We start from the raw sequence: 18,892 nt of genomic DNA, 5'->3' as shown, positions 1-18,892 counted from the left end.
ATTTTGTCACTTGCCTGTCATCAGCCCACTATAGCTTAAGCCAGTCTTTAATCTGGAACTGCTTTATGCAACTCAACTATAAATCGCTCATCATTGCCATGAGTGCACTGGCGCTTGCCGCCTGTAATGACGACAACGATAACCAGGACAACACTGCCCCGGTAGCCCAAGTACAAACTGGCTATTTTATTGATAGCGCAGTAAGTGGCCTCAGCTATAGCAGCAGCTCGCAACAGGGCGTTACGGGCAGTGATGGTAAATTTAATTATAAAGCCGGGGAAACCGTTACCTTTAAACTGGGTGACATTACACTGGGTACAGTCAAACCTACTTCCGACAAGGTACTACTTAAAACATTGAATAACGGGACTACTGAACAAGGCAACCTGAGCAATAGCAGCATTAATCGTGCAGTATTGCTGCAAACACTGGATCAGGATGCCGACAGCAGCAATGGCATTCAACTCGCCAGTACAACATTGGCACAGCTTAAAAATATTGGCACGCTGGATTTTACTATCGCGCCTGAGCAGTTTGCCCAGCAGCTTAGCAGTTTGCTGAGCAAATTGAATATTTCAGCCAGTATCGTGGACGCGGCACTGGCAAAAGATCAACTGCTTGTTAGTGAAGCCAGTGCGATGGGTAAAGCCACGATCAGCTACGACAAAACCACAGGCAGCGGGCTGGTCAGCAGTATTGAACGCCACGTCATTCCTGATATTTACGTGCCTTATAGCGGTACCAATGCCAGTCTTAAGCAATATTTCCCCAAAGGCTTTCCATTGGCCGTGGGTTCGGGACTAAGCTTTGTGAGCGCACAAAATGGCGTTTCTACCTTTTATGCCATTACGGATCGCGGGCCAAATGCCGACTCACCGATGCTGGCAGATGGCACAGCCACCAAGGTTTTCCCGGCACCACAGTTTGCCCCTACGTTGGTTAAACTGACTGTTGACCAAAATGGCGTCAAACTGGCCAGCCAACTGGAACTCAGTCTAAACGGCAAGAAAATTACTGGCCTGCCCCTGCCGTCTGGTAGCGTTGGTTCCAGTAACGAAGCGGCCCTATCCGAAGACCTAAAAATCAATCTGGGCACAGATGCTAATGGCTTGGACACTGAAGCCATCACACTGGATGCAGACAATAAGCACGGCTGGATTTGTGATGAATACGGCCCGTTTGTGGCCAAGGTTGAACTGTCCAGCGGCAAGATTATCGAAAAATTTGGTCCTGGGACTGGCCTGCCTGCCCTGATTGCCAAGCGCCAGCCAAACCGTGGTTGTGAAGGCCTGGGCTATAACAACGGCAAGCTGTATGCCATTGTGCAAAGTACGCTGGACATCAGCAAAAACAGCGCCCTGTTTACCCGTCTAGTGGAATTTGACCCACAAACCCGCACCAGCAAAACCTACGCCTACCCGATTACTCCAGCGGACTGGCAGGATGGCAAGGCCGGCAAAGCCAAACTGGGCGATCTGGTGGCACTGGGCAATGGCCGCTTTATGACCATTGAACAAGGTACTTTTGCCGACAATAAAATCCATAACAAGCTGTATGTGGTTGACATCAAGAACGCCACAGATATCAGCAACCTGAAATCCGGTGAGGATGAGCTGGAAAAAATCAAGGAGCCTGCCAAGTTACTGGCTGCAGGCGTTAAGACAGCCAGCAAAACCTATCTGCTGGATTTGAAGGATTACGGCTGGCTGATGGAGAAAGCGGAAGGCCTGACCTTAATTGATGCCAACACCCTTGCCATTAGCAATGACAATGACTTTGGCCTGTGTGTCGATGCGCGAGACAAGAGAGGCAATAACATAGATGCCACTGAATTAACAGTTGACGCACAAGGCAACCTGACGGATAAAAATGGCAATAGCGGCTATAGCTATAAAATTATTGCCAACAAACCGGAAGAACGCCATAGCCAGTTGTGGTACATCAAACTTAATCAATCGGTAAAATAATATTGCTTAGACTTTATTCATAATTTATTACTTTGCCTTCGACCATTTCGACAAGTCCGGCGTGAGCTTGGTCGAGTGCTCAATGACCGCAGGCTACAGTGGTTGTCCTTCGGCAAGCTCAGGAACCATGGTTGGTGAGCTTGTCGAACCATGTCGAAACCACACTTTTAAAAGAACTCTATTTTTTACAGATCACAAAAAGGCGGCTATAAATTAATAGCCGCTTTTTTAATACTTATGATACGGGTTCAATTAAGGCTTTAGCAGCTCATTGCTGGGCTGTGGTTGCGCTGTCTGCTCCTTGCCTTCTGCTGGTTCATTCGAGACAAGCGCTTCAATTCCCAAAGCACTCATGCTCCATTCCAGTATTTCCGGATTTTCATGCATGGCCGCCTGCCGAACCAGCTGGGATGGCGCATGGGCCAGCTTTGCGGTTAAGGCATTAGCCAGTCGTTCCAGCACCTGTTCGGCATTCTGTCCCTGTGCCAATAGCTGTCTGGCCTTGTCCAGTTCACTGGCCTTAAGCTGCTCAATATGCCCACGATACGCCACAATATACGGTGTAGCCTGCTCACTGCGCTGCTGACGGATAAATTGCGCTGACAACTGGCTTACCATCACTTCAGCTTCCAGCGCTGCCTGTCGGCGCTGTGCCAGATTGCCCTCAATGACGGTTTGCAGGTGATCCACATCATATAAATACACATCATTGAGCCGCGATACGGCCTGATCAATATCACGCGGCACGGCCAGATCAACCATCAGCATCGGCTTGAAGCGGCGTTTTTTAAGCGCCTGCTTAACGTCACTGGCATCAATAACCTGATGCAGACTGCCCGTGCAACTGGACACAATATCAGCACGTGGCAAGGCATCCGCCAGTTGATCAAAAGGAATAATTTCCACAGGCACCCGCGCCATCAGCTCATCCGCCAGCAGGGTTGCGCGCTCCACGCTACGATTGCAAATCAGCAGACGTCCCACGTTTTGCTCAACCAGATGACGTGTCACCAGTGTGTTCATTTCACCGGCTGCCACAATAAGCGCAGTGGTTTGGCTTAAGCTGCTAAATACCTGCTGCGCCAGTTGCACTACGGCATAGCCCATGGAAATGGCCTGCTCACCGACAGCCGTTTCAGAACGTACTTTTTTGGCTGCATAAAAGGCATGTTCAAACAGGCGGCTTAACTGGCTGCTCACCGTACCGGCCTGCCGGGCCAATTGTAGTGCGTTTTTCACCTGACCAAAAATCTGTGGCTCACCCAGCACCATCGAATCCAGACCGCTGGCGACCCGAATCAGGTGAGTAATTGCTGATTCATTATCAAATTGATAAACATGCTGCAACAGATCAGTACGCTGCAAACCATTAAAATGGGCCAGCCAGTCGAGTAGTAGATCGGGTTTTGGCGTAATGGCATAAATCTCGGTGCGGTTGCAGGTGGACAGAATCACCAGATCACTGAGATGACAAAATGCACAGGCTTCATGCAGTGCTGTGGTCAGACGCTCAGGCGAAAACGCGACTTTCTCACGCAAGTCAACTGATGCCGTAGTGTGGTTAACGCCTAACGCAAAGAAACCCATATTGCGTGGATTGCTGCAAAAAAAATATGTGCTATTGTGCGTTATCTACCGCACAAACTCAAACTATTCGCAAAAACAGGAACACCTTTGTCCGTATTTTCCCCCTCACATGCTTGTGTTAGCGCTAGTCGGCAATGCCTGTACAGCTTGCTGATGGGGAGTATTATTTCACTGCAATCGGCGCAGGCCTTTAAAAATAGCAATACCCCTATAACTCCGGTCAATGACCACTTTAGTGGCAGCATGCAGGCCGAGTTTTTACTGGCCCGGCAACAACAGGCCAAAGCCGTGGCTATTTACCAGAAAATGGCCTTTGAAACCCTCACACCCAGCATTCTGGAGCGTGCCCTGACTGTATCAATTGATGCACAGGATGATAAAACCGCGCTGAACATTGCCAAGCATTGGGTAGAAAATGAACCTCAGGACACCCCGGCCCAGTTTTATTTAGCGCACCTGGCACTTAAAACCCATGACTATCCATTGGCTGGGCGGATTCTTGACCAGATTTTAAGTGCCGATGCGGATGTTGCACTAGATCAGGTACTGGCTGGTATTTATCCTGAAAATGAACAGGATCGCCAGCAACTCTTAAATGCCCTGATTCATCTGGATATGCACAGTAACCCGTCACTGCTGGTTCTGATTGCAGGCTTGCAGGCTCAAAATGGGCAACTGGACGAAGCCTTAAAACGCATCAACCGTGCGCTTAAAAAGCGTCCTGATGTCACTGCATTTATGACGCTAAAAGCCAACATCCTGATTGCCCAAAATAAAAATGCCGAGCTGATGCAATGGCTGGACAAGCAAACCACGCTACAACCCAGCAATAAAAGCCTGAAACTGTTTGAAGTCCGCTATTTGCTCAAGCAAAACCAGCAGCCCAAAGCCCTTAAAAAACTCGATGGCATGATCGGGCAATGGCCTGATGACACCGAAATTTTGCTGCTGGCCGGCCTGGTGAGCATTGATGAACAGCAATATGCCAAGGCAGAACAATACCTGCTGAAGCTGTTACAGCAGGAAGCCTACATGGATCAGGCGTATTATTATCTGGCCATCAATGCACAGCGGCAGCACAAGATTGATCTGGCAAGCGCCTACTACAAGCGGGTGGAAGGCACATTGTATCAAAGTGCCCAGAAAAAAATGGCGCTGATGCTGGCAGAACAGCAGGCCCTGCCACAGGCCATTTCCCATCTGACGCAGGAACGGGTTAATCATCCCGGTGAAGCCAGTTTTCTTTATCAGTTACAGGTACAACTGCTTAAGGATAACCATCAGCCGGACACAGCACGCTCCCTGCTGGATGAAGCCCTTAAAAACCTGCCTGATGATCCTGAACTGATTTATGCCCGTGTGTTGCTGCTCAAACCCACTGAACAGGCCTTGCTGGATCAGGAGCTGGAACGCCTGCTAGGTATTGAGCCCAATAGCCCAACTTATTTAAACGCTTACGCCTATACACTGGCCACCCAGAATCGCCGTCTCAATGATGCCCGGCAACTGGCGGAACGGGCCAATACGCTGGCTCCCGACCAGCCTGCCATTCTGGACACGCTGGGGCTAGTGGCATTCCTGCAAAAAGACTATGACAGTGCAATCAAAGCGCTGCAAAAAGCCCTGTCCTTTGGCGATAATCTCAACATTGCCCTACGGCTGGCCAAGGTTTATCAGGCCAAAGGGGAAATGGCAGCTTATACCGCCTTAAAATCCAAACTGCAAGCCCAGTATCCCGACAATATTCAGGTGCGAGGCCTATAACCTTTGCTGGAATTTTTTAGCTTTTTTCAAAAAACCACAAAATGCCTGCCCTGGCTATCACCAATTTCCCTACAATACATGATTAATTTCACTCACTTAAAATTAAATCATGTCTGTTCAGATTACCCAGCCCCAAACCTTTCGTCTTTCTGCTGCCTTATTGGTTGGCTGTATCAGTCTGGGGCTAAGTGGTTGTCAAAAAACCCTTAAAGCCCCAACCTTAAGCACGCCCCTGCCTAGTCAGGAAATGGTTAAAACCCAATTTAGTATTGCAGGCAAAATTGGTGTTAGAACGCCACAGCAAAATGGCAGTGCCTTTTATGCCTGGACTCAGGTCAATAATTACTTTGCCATTGACCTGACAGGTGCGCTAGGCATCGGGCAAACCCGCATTGAAGGCATTCCCGGCAAGGTCACATTAACCAGTGCTAAAACCGGAACCTTGCAGGCCGCGAGTCCAGAAGAACTACTGCAACAGGCGACTGGCTGGCAAGCTCCTATTTCCTATCTGGTTTCGTGGGTGCAAGGCAAACCGGCCTCCAGCAGTGCAAAAGCCCAGTATGATGAACAACACCGTTTAAAAACGCTTGCCGAAGGGGGCTGGCAGGTGCAGTTAAGCTATGACAATGCAGAGCCGCTACCCCAAAAACTGGTGATGGTTCAAGCCCTGCCCCAAGGTGAAAACCGCGTGACCCTTACTATCCAGTCACGTGAGGATGCAGCACAACAATGAGTCAACTCACGCTTCCCTCGCCAGCCAAGCTAAACCTGTTTTTGCACATTACCGGCAAACGCTCTGATGGCTATCACAACCTGCAATCTGTATTTCAACTTATTGATTTATATGATTACCTGAGTTTTGATATTAACCATACCAGCTTAAGCATCAACCAGCTGGATGAGGTTACCAGTGAAGATAACCTGATTATTAAGGCAGCGCGTTTATTAAAACAGCATACTGGCTATTCCAAGGGTTGCCGGATTGAACTGCAAAAAAACATTCCCATTGGTGGCGGGGTTGGTGGCGGTTCTTCCAATGCAGCCACGACTCTGCTGGCTTTAAATAAACTTTGGCAAACTGGCCTAACGGTGACTGAACTGGCCAAGCTGGGTATTCAACTAGGTGCGGATGTTCCTATTTTTGTTCTGGGTAAAAATGCCTGGGCGGAAGGCGTGGGTGAGCGGTTGGTCGCTGTCGATTTGCCGCAAATTGATTATATTGTGCTCAAGCCTGATTGTTTTATCAGCACTAAGCAACTTTTTTCACAAGAATCATTGACAAGAAACACGCCAGAAACTACATTTGCCGCCTATCAGCAAAACCCAACGCAATTTGGTAATAATTTCGAGGCAATTGCCCAAAAATTATATCCCGAAGTTGCACAAGCGCTAGCCTATCTCAACCAGTTTGGTCAGGCACGTTTGACAGGTACAGGAGCCTGTGTGTTTTTACCGGTTCAGCCGGAACAGGACATCACAGCGATAATGCAGCATGCACCATGCAAAAGTTATTTTTGTCATGGTCTGCAAAATTCTCCGGTACATGAACAGTTGGGTCTGGTTTAACGTGGTATCAATGTGATTATCTACGTCAACAGGGGCGTCGCCAAGTGGTAAGGCACCGGGTTTTGATCCCGGCATCCGTTGGTTCGAATCCAGCCGCCCCTGCCATTTTAACTGGCTGATATCATTTTAAAACTGGAACATCGTTGTGCTTAACTGTTTAAAATGTGGTTTTTCAACAGCACATTTTATGTAAATCAGCTTGACAGTTTACAGCAACAACACTATAGTTTCCGCCGACTTAGGGGCGTCGCCAAGTGGTAAGGCACCGGGTTTTGATCCCGGCATCCGTTGGTTCGAATCCAGCCGCCCCTGCCATATTCCAAACTATTTTTCCTTAATTCTTTTAGAAAATCATAGGCTTTCTAATTTATAGCGGAAGAGTAGTGCTTTTCGTTTTTGTTGTTGCGCTTAAGTGAATATAAGACTTTATTTTGTTTTGTAGAGCAAAGTAATTTCAGTTATTCCCTATAGAAAATCACAGATTTTCTCATGCGCCTGGGCAGCTCTTAGCAGTTGCTTTATTTTTGCATGAAAATTGTAGATTTCCTCTTGCGCTCGGGCAAAGCAGTGCTTTGCTTTAACCTCGCTCAGGTGAAACATGCCCAATCTTGTCGTTTTTAGTGGCAATGCCCACACCGCCCTGGCCCATAAAGTGGTCAGTCATCTTCATATTCCATTGGGTTCGGCCATTGTTAACCGTTTCTCTGATGGCGAAATCGCGGTGGAAATCACTGAAAATGTTCGCGGTAAAGATGTATTCATCGTTCAGCCAACCTGTAGCCCGACAAACGACAACCTAATGGAAATTCTGGTCATGGCCGATGCGTTGCGTCGTTCCAGTGCTGGCCGTATTACCGCAGTCATTCCCTATTTTGGCTATGCCCGTCAGGACCGTCGTCCGCGTTCTGCCCGTGTACCTATCACTGCCAAAGTCGTTGCCGACATGCTGACCACCGTCGGTATTGACCGCGTGGTGATGATTGACCTGCATGCTGACCAGATTCAGGGTTTCTTTGATATTCCAGTTGACAACATCTATGGTTCACCCATTTTACTTGCCGACCTGCGCCAGCAACAATATGACAACCTGATCGTGGTTTCTCCTGATATTGGTGGTGTAGTACGTGCCCGCGCCATTGCCAAACAAATGGGCGATGTAGATCTTGCCATTATTGACAAGCGTCGTCCGAAAGCCAATGAATCTCAGGTCATGCATATTATTGGTGATGTTTCAGGCCGTGATTGCGTGATTGTTGATGACATGGTGGACACTGCTGGAACCCTCTGCAAAGCTGCTGAAGCCCTGAAAAAATTTGGTGCTCGCCGTGTGGTGGCCTATTGTACCCATCCGGTATTATCTGGCCCGGCCATCAGTAACCTGGAAAATTCAGTTATTGACGAGTTGGTAGTTACAGATACCATTCCATTATCGGATGCTGCCCAGCAATGCGGTAAGATTCGTCAGGTGTCAGTATCTGCAATGGTTGCCGAAACGGTTCGTCGTATTAATAACGAAGAATCCATCAGCGCCATGTTTGATGAAAGTATTTAATGCTGTTGAATAAAATTTAACCCTATTTTTTTGTAGTAACACTTGTTGTTTGCTACAAAAAATCCCAGCTGAACTGGTCGCAAGTTCAGCTTTTTTTAACTGTTAGGACATATCATGACTGATTTTAACTTAAATGCCGTAGCACGTGATCAGCAAGGGAAAGGTGCGAGCCGCCGCCTGCGTCACGCTAATCTGGTACCTGCCGTGATTTACGGTGGTGAACAAGCTCCTCAGAGCATTTCCATTGCATTCAAGGATCTGGTAAAGGTTCTGGAAAGCGAAGCGTTTTACTCGCACATTGTTAACCTGAGTGTTGACGGTCAGGTACAACCTGTTGTGCTAAAAGCATTACAGCGTCATCCAGCTAAAAACTTCCCAATGCATGCTGACTTCCTGCGTGTTGATGCAACCCATACGATTAACGTACGTGTTCCATTGCACTTCATTAATCAGGAAACTTCAGTTGGCGTGAAGCAGCAAGGTGGTATTGTTTCCATTATTGCAAACGATGTAGAAATCATTACCCTGCCTGGCAACCTGCCTGAGTTCATCGAAGTTGACCTGGCTCAGGTTGAAGTCGGTACTGTGGTTCACCTGTCTGACATTAAACTGCCAGAAGGCGTAAAAATTGCTGCGCTGGAACAAGGTACTAGCCATGACAACGCCATTGCTAACATCCATGCACCAGCTGGTGGTAGCCAGGATAGCGCTGAATAAGCCTAACCTGTCATATTTGAGCTAGACCATTGAATAAATTGTCACTCATTGTTGGTCTGGGCAATCCGGGTTCGGAATATGCCCAGACCCGTCATAATGCGGGCTTCTGGTATGTCCAGCAACTGGCCGACCAGTACCGCATTAGTCTTAAGAACGATCCGCGCTTTTTTGGCATTTCCGGTCGTGGCACGATTGAAGGACAGGAAGTCAGATTATTACTTCCAACCACGTTCATGAATCGTTCCGGACAATCGGTTGCTCCGTTTGTCAAATTTTTCCAGATTCCAGTTCAACAAATCCTCATTGCGCATGATGAGCTTGATATGCCTGCGGGTACCATTCGCCTCAAGACAGGGGGCGGTCATGGTGGCCATAATGGGCTGCGTGATATTGTGCCGCATATTGGCGCTGATTTTCACCGCCTGCGTATTGGCATTGGTCATCCGGGTTCGCGTGAAAAAGTCACTGGCCATGTTTTAGGCAAGGCACCGCAAGCCGAACAAAATTTATTGGATCAGGCCATTGAACAAGCGCTCCAGCAAACCCATCTATTGGTAAATGGTGACGTGTCTAAGGCCATGAACCAGTTGAATGCATTCAAGCCTGAGCGAGGATAAGTAGAGCATCGCTCTACCCGAGCGCAAGAAAAAAATCTATGATTTTTTTGAGAGGATAAAGCAAAGCCACTTCGTTTCACTACGTCTTGCGGAATGTTGTTCCTCATTTGCCGCGTCGCAAGATCGAAGGCTATGCCTGAGGTAAAGAGGATAAAGCTCAACTCGCCGTATCATTTACATTCAATCTCAGGATTTTGTGATTATCCGCACAAATTACTTGCAGCACCGCCCTGAACACGGCAAAATGTCGCCGTTTCAAAGCGGAACAAGCTTTTGCAAAATATCCGGCGCTTAAACTGCTGATATTTTGCCAGCGTTGGTTACCCTACTCCTCAGGAGACATTTGCCATGCAAACTCATATGCTTAAATGTAAAATTCACCGTGCGGTTGTAACCCATGCTGAGCTACATTATGAAGGTTCCTGCGCCATTGATGGCAAGCTGATGGATCTGGCCGGATTATTGGAATATGAACAAATTCAGGTCTGGAATGTGACCAATGGCAAGCGTTTTACCACTTATGCCATTCGTGGTGAAGATAACTCCGGCATTATTTCGGTCAATGGTGGTGCAGCGCATCATGCGGATGTGGGCGATATTATTATTATTGCAGCGTTCGGGGTTTATACCGAAGTTGAGCTAAAATCCTACAAGCCACGTTTGGTTTATGCCAACCCGGATAATACCGTTAACCACACCACCAATGTGATTCCAGTTCAGGTAGCCTGATCGACTCAAAAATATCTAGACTTTCCAGTCTGCTAAGCTAATGCTGGCTGGAAAGCGCTCAAAAAAGCCTATGCAATGACATAGGCTTTTTATTTAAGTACTGATCTTTAAGCACTAGCTGGTTGGTACATTATTCATGTACGCTTTCATCGGCTGGTACTTCAGTAATTTTTCCACCCTGCGCCAAAAAGCGCGCGACTTCATCTTCCAGTTGCTGGCGAATGGATTGTTTAGCCGTTACGGTTAAGCTTTCAGCTTCAGCGAGATCAGCATCTGTCAAGCTTGGCGCGTCATCCGCGCTGTCCGTACTGCCGACATCCGTGGACACAGTTTCGGTTTCATCAACATCTACTGCTTCTACGTCACTGTCAGCATTGTCGTAGTCATCATCGTGATCAATAGTCATTGTCATTACCCCTAATGTATCTCTTGAAATTAGTCAGTTTTCTTAAGACAGGTTGGTGCTCAAGAATTTCGCTAACTGTAGCAATCTCGAAATATCCTTGCTAGTGGTGGTGACAATAACTTGCTATTTTTTTAAGCGGTTCAACAAAACATGGGTAAATAGTAACCCAAAAGCTAGAACTGGTAATATCTCGTATCTTTTATTGCAGATTTACCACTGGCTTGTTCAGTAAATATATTCAGCAATAACGGATTGTTAGCTACAAAATGCATGCCCTCACTTCGCAACCACTGCACTGCTTTTAACTGACTGCCTTGCAACCAGCCAAGTCCGGAAAAACTATGCATCATCAGGCTATTGTGGCTACGGCGCTTGACCTCATAACGGTTCAGGGTTTGCCAGTGTGCCCATAGGCCACGCTCCTCATCGCGCATCAGGTTATCGACCAGCAGCGCCGCGTCCAGACAGCCCAGATTAACGCCCTGTCCTGCCAATGGATGCACTACATGCGCTGCATCGCCAATCAGTGCCAGGTGCGGCAACACATAGCGATCAGCTTGCCTAGCCGCCAGAGGAAACGCTGCACGGGACTCTACCGCTGTTACCTGGCCTAGCATGTGGCCACTGGCATGCGTAATTGCCGCCAGAAAATCAGCATCACTAAGCTGGCTTAATTCTTCGGTATCCTGCGCTGGCAGCGTCCACACTACGGATTGCCAGTGCCCGGCGGGTTCATCCGAGCTTAAACCAGTTAAGGTTAAATCCATCATGGGCAAAAAGGCCAAAGGCCCTGTGGGCAAAAAAACCTGACGGGCAATTTGCTGATGCGGCTGTTCGGTTTTAATCGCGCAGCTAATGGCAGTTTGCTGATAATCCAGCACGTCAACACCAATGCCTGCCATTTTCCGAACCAAGGAATTGCCGCCATCCGCGCCAATGAGCAAGGTGGTATTAAATTGCTGGCCGCTAGTTAAGGTAATTTGCCAATAGTCACCAAATGGCTCAATACGCTGTACCCGCACCTGTGTGTGATAGCGTTGAATCTGCGCTTTGAGTTCATGCTGAATGGCCAGTCCCAGCACGCTAGGCTCTACCATACTGCCCAGTAAGTCCTGAGCCGTGCGTGGTGCGGTATGGTCTGTTTTGCCAAACTCCAGGATGCCGTAACCATCCCGTGACCAGACCTGCATGCCATAGTAATCGGCCTTGCGCTGAATATGCGGCCATACGTCCGTTTGCTTGAGAAGGCTGATTGTAGCCGGGCTTAAGGCCAGCACCCGGGCATCACGGCGCTGTAAAATGCTGTTGTCCAGTTCAGGCGCAGCATCCAGTACAATTGGCTGAATTCCAGCTTTGGCCAGTAACAAGGCACATAAACCACCAACCAGTCCACCGCCGATGATGACGACCTTTTCAATCGGTGCTGTTTCTCGTTGCTGATTAACCGACATATGCTGCCCCTATCCTAAGCTACTCGTTTTATGCTGACATTTTAATAGGATCTGCTGACCAAAACCCTGCATGATTGCCGGCATCATTCAATTCTGCCGCATCATTTTTATTTAAACCTTTAAACCCATGGCGTAGGTTGCCACCAGTTGCTTGGCTCCAGGAATAACATCAAATGCCACAAGGCCGGTATTGCGCGCCAGCTTCAGCAGCGGATTCTGGTTGGAAAACCCTCTCACCACGCTATCACAAAAACGGATCACGCGCTTCTGGTCACTCAGGCGTGCCTGCTCGTAATGCTTGAGGCGGACGTTGTCACCCATGTCCTGCCCAGCCTGATATTGCTCAGTCAGGTAACGGGTGAGTACATGCGCATCACGCATACACAGATTAAAACCCTGACCTGCCACGGGATGCAAGGTATGCGCAGCATTGCCCATCAGCACCACACGGCCAGACACTTGGCTATGCGCCAATACCTGTGACAGCGGGTAGGCAAAACGCTTGCCGGTTTTGGTAAATTCGCCAGCCCGGTTGCCATAGGTATGCTGCAAAGCCTGCAAAAATTGCTGGTCATTATGCTCGCCCAGCCATTGCTGCTCACTGCCCTTTTCGACTGTCCATACGACTGATCGGCGATAACTATCCTGCTGGCCCGTGATGCCAGGCAATGGCAATAGTGCCAGCGGGCCATTTTTGCTAAAGCGCTCAAAGGCCACTTGTCCGTGCGGCTTGCTGGTTTGCACTGTCGTGACAATCGCAACTTGCTGGTAATCGTGCTCATCCACACCAATACCGAGCGCCTTACGACAAAATGAATCACGGCCATCGGCTGCAATCAGCAAACCTGACTGAAACTCCAATTGCTCGCTGCCCTGCTGCGCGGTAACCCACACCTTGCCTGCATCCTGTTGCAGCGATGTCACCTGAATGCCGTCTACCAGTTCAATATTGGCATTGGCACCCACTTCACTGAGCAATACCCGGCCCAGCCAGGCGTTTTCAATCACCTGACCGAAGCTTTCCACCTTTTCTTCGTGGGCCTGCAAACGTGCTTTGCCAAAACCACCCTGCTCGCTAATATTCACCTGCAAAATCGGCGTCGCATGCTGCGATAGCTTTTCCCAAAGCCCCAGCTCGCTAAAGATCTGTACGGTACGACGTGACAATGCCGTATTACGGGCATCAAAACTGGAATGATAGGTATCAGGTTCACCAGAGGTATTTTCAGGATATTTCACTGCTTCCAGCAAACGAATGGCAATGCCTTGTCGGGCCAGCATCAAGGCAAGGCTTAAACCGACCATACCACCGCCGACAATTAATATGGGTTGCTGCATTACTTTAGTTCCTTGTTAATCCAGAAAATTTGTATTGTGTACCCATATGCCATCCATACCTATGAAATAAGTATGAAAATCGGCAATCTCAACATTGTAAACATCTGCAACATAGGGAATATGATTCCCACTCTCATCAATATAATAATTATTGCATCCTTTACCGGTCCTTACCAAGCCAACCTTACTGGTAATTAATTCATTCAAGTCAATGACATGACCATAAGATTCTCCTATACGGTATTCATCATTACTAGGCAACCACGCAAGATTTGAATCTTGCAGTTGAAATAATGGTGTCGTTTGTGCTATTGAATATAGATTATTATTTACATCCCTAACCACATCTCCTTCTTGGAGCTGATCTACACGTAACCAATGACCTTTAGTTTTCTTAAAGCTTTGTTTTTCCAGAGAAGGTGAAGCTGTTCCACACTTCCACACAGGATGGTTCGGTGTAGCAAAATAAGTTGATAAGCCCGGCTGCTCAGTAGTAATATCATCCACAAGATCATAGACTCTTAATGCCCATATCTCTTTTTTTGTGTATTTAAAGTTTTTAACCACTGGCTTATAGTCTTGAATATCTTCATCAGTATCTGGCCTACACAAAACCAAATCGTCAACCTGAAGCTGTTCAATTGGCTTCCACCACTCCAATGGTATATTTTTGTCTTCTTTTACCCTTATCAAGGTTCCTGCAACACAACCGCTCATATCTATTTTCCAATATTTTTTATCAATTTCTTATTTGCCCATCAATCCTTCAATCTCTTCCACGGTTTTTGGCACGTCTTTGGTTAATACCTCATTACCAGATTCAGTGACCAGCACATCATCCTCAATACGAATGCCAATGCCGCGCCAGCGTGCCTCAACGGTTTCATCATCCGGAGCAATGTACAGGCCGGGTTCAACTGTGACCACCATGCCGGGTTGATAAGGCCGCCATTCATTGTTTAGCTTATAGCTGCCTACATCATGCACATCCATGCCTAACCAGTGCCCTGTGCCATGCATATAAAACTGGCGATAGGCTTCGCTGGCAATTAACTCATCAATATCACCTTGCAATAAACCCAGCTCAACCAGCCCTTTAGTGAGAATCTTAACGGCAGTTTCATGTGGCAAGCGATAATGATTGCCCGGCTTGGTGGCTTCAATGGCAGCCAGTTGCGCTTTTAATACCAGCTCATATAGGGCTTTTTGCTCAGGCGAAAACTTGCCATTGACTGGAAAGGTGCGGGTAATATCTGCAGCATAATGATCCAGCTCAGCGCCCGCATCAATCAGCACTAAGTCACCGTCCTTTAAGGGCTGGTTGTTTTCCACATAATGCAAAATGCAACCATTGGCACCACCACCCACAATGCTGTTATAAGCAGTCTGGCAGCCATTTTGCGCAAAGATATACAAGAGTTCAGCTTCAAGCTGATATTCCATCATACCCGGCTTCACCTGCTGCATGGCACGCACATGCGCCTGCGCACTAATTTGCGCAGCGCGATGCATCAGGTCGATTTCATGCGCATCCTTGAACAGGCGCATTTCATCCAGCAAGGAATCCAGCTGAATAATTTCCACCGGCCCTTGCCCGCCCTGACGCTGGTTGGCCGCAATTTTCTTGAGCCAGCCTATTACCCGTAAATCAAAGGCAGCATCCTGTCCCAGCCGCACGTACAAACGTTTTTTACCACTGAGCAAACTAATGATTTGCTCATCAAGCTGTTCAATGGTAAAGGCCTGATCCGCCGCATACTGGCTCACTGCGCCTTCTGTCCCTGCACGCAAGCCATTCCAGATTTCCATTTCCCGGTTGCGCTCACGGCAGAACAGCGTATAAAGCTGATCACTACCAGTTTGCAGCACTGCCACTGCTTCCGGCTCGGCAAAACCAGTCAAATAATAAAAGCTGCTATCAGCGCGAAACTTATAGTCGGCATCGCGGTTACGGTACATTTCTGCACGGGTGGCAATAATGGCAATGGCGTCATCACCCATTTGTTCTAACAGGCGGGCACGGCGGTAAGCAAAAGGCATTTGGGCTGGTGAGGTCATCGTGTAATCATTGACTCTAATCAGAGGTTTTTAAGATCATTCCCTCTTTTCGCGAGGGAATGCAAGCATTTTTATTAAAGTCACATTGATTAAGGCCGTAATATCGGTGTTAATGTCGGCTTAACCACAGGAGGTTGCAGCTCAGGACGGCCGATCCGGTGTAAACATCTCTACAATGGAGATATTGTCATCCTGCACCGTTCTGGCTGACGATGCCTGATTTTTTAAATTTTTTTTAAAAATTGCTGTCTCGGCTAATGGCTGCTTCTGGCGCCCTGTAGAAAGACTCACCGGAATCAGGCGTACAAATTCCACCAGATCCGCATAGCTGGCCTCGCCTTCTTCGTCATCATCGCTGGCTTCAAACTCAACCGCAGCCACATCCTGCAAATCTTGTAACAATTCAGACTCATCATTACGCAAGTGGCCAGAAGCCAGGCCAAAACCCAGCACCACGCCATTACACCAGTCTGCCAGGCATTGCACCCGTTCTTCCAGGGTATGCTGGTCATCAGGCAGCATAGGCATATAATCCAGACTATCGTCAGCCAGTGCTGCTGCGGCATCTTCTGCCTCATCCACCAGTAGTTGCAGGGCATTGGTATCCAGTGGCTCAAAATCAAGCTGTTGCAGCATATATTGCCACTCGTCGCCTGTGGGTGCCTGCGCTACTGCGACAATTCCCATCACCAAACCATGCAGCTCACTGGGGCTTGCCAGCTCAGGAATATCCTTAAAAGCGGCTTCCCATTCATTCCAACCTGAAATATCGTCTTGCATTACATTGACCAACCTCTATCTTGACCTCTATATTACTCTTCATTGTTAAGCGACGCGACCCAATCATGTTGGAAGAAGTTCAGCGTTTACAAACGCTCATTCAAAAATTAACCACTCAGTTGCAATTGGTGCAAACGCAGAATCAGGAATTGCGTACCGCGCTGGAAGCCAAGCCAAAAACGGTGGAAGACCCGGCAGTGCGCGAAGCACTGGAACTTACCAATGTCCGTAATCAGGAACTGGAACAGGAACTGGAGCAATTCCAGCAGCGCTATATTAGCCTGCAAACCGATGCGACTGCGCTGGCCGAGCGCTATGGCCGCCTTGAACAAAATGCGGGCGAGCTAAAAAATCGCTTTGAGTCCTTACTGGTGGTGCGTGACCAGTTAAAGACTGAACGTGACAAGCTGGCCAGCGACCAGCAGCAACTGGGCCAGAAGCATCAAAGCCTGATCAAGGAACGTGATGGCTTAATCGTTAAGAATGAACATGCCAAGCAAAAAGTGGAAGCCATTATTCAGCGGCTGGCGTCGCTAGGACAAGGTTTAAACCCATCACAGGCCAATCAGGACATTGCTGCGCTTGAAAACCCTGCGGCTGAAGAAGAAGGAAATCAGTCATGACTGTTGATGTAAGAATTCTGGATCGTAGCTACAAACTGGCTTGTGAACCTAGCGAGGAAGAACAGCTGCAAAAAGCTGTAAGCCTGCTGGAACAAAAACTTCAGGACATGCGCCGTAGCATGCCAAGACTGGAATCCGAGCGCGTGGCGGTATTAACTGCCTTGAGTCTGGCTCAGGAAGTCTTAAGCCTTAATAAGGACTTGCAGGAACAAACCCACTGTCAGCGCCTGATCAAGCAAATGATCAATGATGCGGAAAAATCACTGGCACAGCTGGGCTAACTGGTGCCTTTTCTTCACAATATGAAGGTCAAGACCCAAAATTGTTTTTTATACAGAGTGCCACAAAAGCTTTGCTAAAAAATAAAGCAAACGCACAACAGTGGGGATTACAGTAAGCCAAGACTGCGTTATAATGCATTCAATCTGAAGTGTTCGCCAGTGTGTCCTAATCCCCTGAGCCGATATCAACACGTATGGATGCGGTCTGCTGACTTTGTGTGCATGTCTACCCTGAGTAGAAAGCCTGTAAGTTGGCGTCGCCTCCGCCTTGAACTTTAGGGTTCAAGGGTAACGACACACAGCGGCACTTTGGAGCATTTATTTTTCTATTCCATTATTTTTATAATAACTGCCTTTTATAACAGCTAGCTTTTATTGCAATTTGCTCTATATCCTTCGGGACTTATCCCAACCAGCGCCTTAAATGCCCTCGCAAAATTCGATGATGATGAGTAACCCAGTTCATGGGCAATCTGGGTAATGCTGTCTGAACAATGCGCAAGTCTTTGTTTGGCCCTTAGGGTAATCACCTTTTTCTTGATCACATTAAAATCTGTGTTTTTCTTGCGTAGCTGACGTTGCAAAGTCTTGGTTGAGACATGCAGCAGGTCTGCACATTCAGCCAGGGTTGGCATCTGGTAAGCATTCATCAATACCCGTTCAATCCACTCGGGAAAATCCTGTCCATAGGTAATTTCCTTCATTTGTTCCTGACACCGTCGCTCTACGGCCTTGAGTGTCATCTCGTCAGCCAGCGGTAATTTATGCTCAAGCAGGCTTTGACTTAAAATGAGTTTTATTCCCGGCTTATGCAGGCTGTTAAAATGAAATTTTGCCGAAGTTAATTGATTGAATTTATGCACATGCAACGGCTCAGGGATGGACAAAAAAATATGATAGCTGGCCAGCTGCTGGCTGATTAACTCGTTAATATTATTTTGCAGCGCAACGGCAATGGCTTCAATATGAAAATTCAGGGTGAGCGGTTCCAGCAGCAGTTCAGGTTCAATGGTTAGTTCCATCTGGTTGTGCGGGTTATAATGGATGAACGCCTTGAAGCTGGGCATGATCAAGCTAAAGTAACGGGTAACCAGCCTGAGGGCATGTTCAATAGTGTCGCAAGTTAAAATCGCATAACCCACCAGACTATGTGAGCTGAGGTGCAATGAACGGCCTAGCTCAAAGGCCAGATCGCGGTTAGCCGGATACTTTAAGCAGTACTGAACAAATTTTTCTACCTTCTCTATCGACACCTTGAGATCAGGTTCAGCCAGGAATTTTCCAATATCAATATTAAGCTCATCACATAAGGCCTGCGTGGAAATATTCCTTGCGGCAATGAGTTCGATCAGTCGCAAATAGTAGCGCACCGGAATAAGCGGAATGGTTTTATTGATCATTTTTGCATGAGTCAGGGCTGGTTTAATACAGTAATTTAAAAACACTGAACCTGTGG

At 47.8% G+C, this 18,892-nt stretch carries 18 protein-coding genes, 2 tRNA genes and 1 other RNA gene; 13 read left to right on the top strand and 8 right to left on the bottom strand.

Features of this window, described 5'->3' with window-relative positions:
- Window positions 1–65: 65 nt before the first annotated feature.
- Window positions 66–1,967 (top strand): esterase-like activity of phytase family protein, encoded by a 1,902-nt coding sequence (locus tag Q337_RS18180; RefSeq protein ID WP_051526447.1) that lies wholly within the window; start codon window positions 66–68, stop codon window positions 1,965–1,967.
- 252 nt (window positions 1,968–2,219) lie between these two features.
- Here Q337_RS18180 and hemA read toward each other — a convergent pair whose 3' ends face one another.
- The gene (gene hemA / locus Q337_RS16240) at window positions 2,220–3,554 is read right to left on the bottom strand and encodes a glutamyl-tRNA reductase (RefSeq protein WP_051526446.1); all 1,335 of its coding nucleotides are present in this window, start codon (window positions 3,552–3,554) and stop codon (window positions 2,220–2,222) included.
- A gap of 87 nt (window positions 3,555–3,641) precedes the next feature.
- On the opposite strand from hemA, the gene Q337_RS0100290 reads away from it, so the two are divergent.
- From Q337_RS0100290 to panD, 9 genes are all read left to right on the top strand, one after another.
- Window positions 3,642–5,318, top strand: a complete 1,677-nt coding sequence (locus tag Q337_RS0100290; RefSeq protein WP_228133054.1) for a tetratricopeptide repeat protein — start codon at window positions 3,642–3,644, stop codon at window positions 5,316–5,318.
- 109 nt (window positions 5,319–5,427) lie between these two features.
- Window positions 5,428–6,051, top strand: a complete 624-nt coding sequence (gene lolB, locus Q337_RS0100285; RefSeq protein ID WP_084494657.1) for a lipoprotein insertase outer membrane protein LolB — start codon at window positions 5,428–5,430, stop codon at window positions 6,049–6,051.
- Window positions 6,048–6,884: a 4-(cytidine 5'-diphospho)-2-C-methyl-D-erythritol kinase gene (gene ispE / locus Q337_RS0100280; RefSeq protein WP_026469870.1), complete on the top strand. Its 837-nt coding sequence runs from the start codon at window positions 6,048–6,050 to the stop codon at window positions 6,882–6,884. The genes lolB and ispE overlap by 4 nt, the downstream gene beginning before the upstream one ends.
- A 30-nt stretch (window positions 6,885–6,914) precedes the next feature.
- Window positions 6,915–6,989 (top strand) — tRNA-Gln (locus Q337_RS0100275).
- Between the two features lie 135 nt (window positions 6,990–7,124).
- A tRNA-Gln gene (locus Q337_RS0100270) sits at window positions 7,125–7,199 on the top strand.
- A gap of 283 nt (window positions 7,200–7,482) precedes the next feature.
- Window positions 7,483–8,436, top strand: coding sequence for a ribose-phosphate pyrophosphokinase (locus tag Q337_RS0100260; RefSeq protein WP_026469869.1), 954 nt, complete (start codon window positions 7,483–7,485; stop codon window positions 8,434–8,436).
- A 114-nt stretch (window positions 8,437–8,550) separates the two neighbouring features.
- A complete protein-coding gene (locus Q337_RS0100255) occupies window positions 8,551–9,153 on the top strand; it encodes a 50S ribosomal protein L25/general stress protein Ctc (RefSeq protein ID WP_026469868.1) in 603 nt (200 codons plus the stop codon).
- A 29-nt stretch (window positions 9,154–9,182) separates the two neighbouring features.
- Complete coding sequence (gene pth, locus Q337_RS0100250) at window positions 9,183–9,770, top strand: aminoacyl-tRNA hydrolase (protein WP_026469867.1); 588 nt, start codon at window positions 9,183–9,185, stop codon at window positions 9,768–9,770.
- Window positions 9,771–10,118: 348 nt separating this feature from the next.
- Complete coding sequence (gene panD / locus Q337_RS0100245; RefSeq protein WP_026469866.1) at window positions 10,119–10,499, top strand: aspartate 1-decarboxylase; 381 nt, start codon at window positions 10,119–10,121, stop codon at window positions 10,497–10,499.
- Between the two features lie 130 nt (window positions 10,500–10,629).
- Here panD and Q337_RS0100240 read toward each other — a convergent pair whose 3' ends face one another.
- The 6 genes from Q337_RS0100240 to Q337_RS0100215 form a co-directional block, all read right to left on the bottom strand.
- Window positions 10,630–10,911: a hypothetical protein gene (locus Q337_RS0100240; RefSeq protein WP_026469865.1), complete on the bottom strand. Its 282-nt coding sequence runs from the start codon at window positions 10,909–10,911 to the stop codon at window positions 10,630–10,632.
- Between the two features lie 167 nt (window positions 10,912–11,078).
- Complete coding sequence (locus tag Q337_RS0100235; protein ID WP_026469864.1) at window positions 11,079–12,356, bottom strand: FAD-dependent monooxygenase; 1,278 nt, start codon at window positions 12,354–12,356, stop codon at window positions 11,079–11,081.
- Window positions 12,357–12,467: 111 nt separating this feature from the next.
- On the bottom strand, window positions 12,468–13,694 hold the full coding sequence (ubiH, locus tag Q337_RS0100230) for a 2-octaprenyl-6-methoxyphenyl hydroxylase (RefSeq protein WP_026469863.1): 1,227 nt from the start codon (window positions 13,692–13,694) through the stop codon (window positions 12,468–12,470).
- A 15-nt stretch (window positions 13,695–13,709) separates the two neighbouring features.
- Window positions 13,710–14,411 carry a hypothetical protein gene (locus Q337_RS0100225; protein ID WP_026469862.1) on the bottom strand — a complete coding sequence of 234 codons (702 nt, stop codon included), beginning with the start codon at window positions 14,409–14,411 and terminating at the stop codon, window positions 13,710–13,712.
- 30 nt (window positions 14,412–14,441) lie between these two features.
- Window positions 14,442–15,752 (bottom strand): Xaa-Pro aminopeptidase, encoded by a 1,311-nt coding sequence (gene pepP / locus Q337_RS0100220; protein ID WP_026469861.1) that lies wholly within the window; start codon window positions 15,750–15,752, stop codon window positions 14,442–14,444.
- A gap of 141 nt (window positions 15,753–15,893) precedes the next feature.
- Window positions 15,894–16,532: a UPF0149 family protein gene (locus tag Q337_RS0100215; RefSeq protein WP_026469860.1), complete on the bottom strand. Its 639-nt coding sequence runs from the start codon at window positions 16,530–16,532 to the stop codon at window positions 15,894–15,896.
- 65 nt (window positions 16,533–16,597) lie between these two features.
- Here Q337_RS0100215 and Q337_RS0100210 point away from each other — a divergent pair, with 65 nt between their 5' ends.
- The 3 genes from Q337_RS0100210 (at window position 16,598) to ssrS (ending at window position 17,756) form a co-directional block, all read left to right on the top strand.
- Window positions 16,598–17,155, top strand: a complete 558-nt coding sequence (locus Q337_RS0100210) for a hypothetical protein (protein ID WP_026469859.1) — start codon at window positions 16,598–16,600, stop codon at window positions 17,153–17,155.
- Window positions 17,152–17,436 carry a cell division protein ZapA gene (locus tag Q337_RS0100205; RefSeq protein ID WP_026469858.1) on the top strand — a complete coding sequence of 95 codons (285 nt, stop codon included), beginning with the start codon at window positions 17,152–17,154 and terminating at the stop codon, window positions 17,434–17,436. The genes Q337_RS0100210 and Q337_RS0100205 overlap by 4 nt, the downstream gene beginning before the upstream one ends.
- A gap of 138 nt (window positions 17,437–17,574) precedes the next feature.
- A non-coding RNA gene (gene ssrS, locus Q337_RS18515) (6S RNA) lies at window positions 17,575–17,756 on the top strand.
- A 45-nt stretch (window positions 17,757–17,801) separates the two neighbouring features.
- On the opposite strand, the gene Q337_RS0100200 is transcribed toward ssrS, so the two are convergent.
- Window positions 17,802–18,836 carry a helix-turn-helix domain-containing protein gene (locus Q337_RS0100200; RefSeq protein ID WP_026469857.1) on the bottom strand — a complete coding sequence of 345 codons (1,035 nt, stop codon included), beginning with the start codon at window positions 18,834–18,836 and terminating at the stop codon, window positions 17,802–17,804.
- Window positions 18,837–18,892 lie beyond the last annotated feature (56 nt).

The sequence above is a fragment of the Alkanindiges illinoisensis DSM 15370 genome (genome assembly GCF_000619845.1).
Taxonomy (GTDB): Bacteria; Pseudomonadota; Gammaproteobacteria; order Pseudomonadales; family Moraxellaceae; genus Alkanindiges; species Alkanindiges illinoisensis.
Note: the sequence above shows the minus strand (reverse complement) of the source record. Positions and strands in the feature narration are given on the sequence as shown.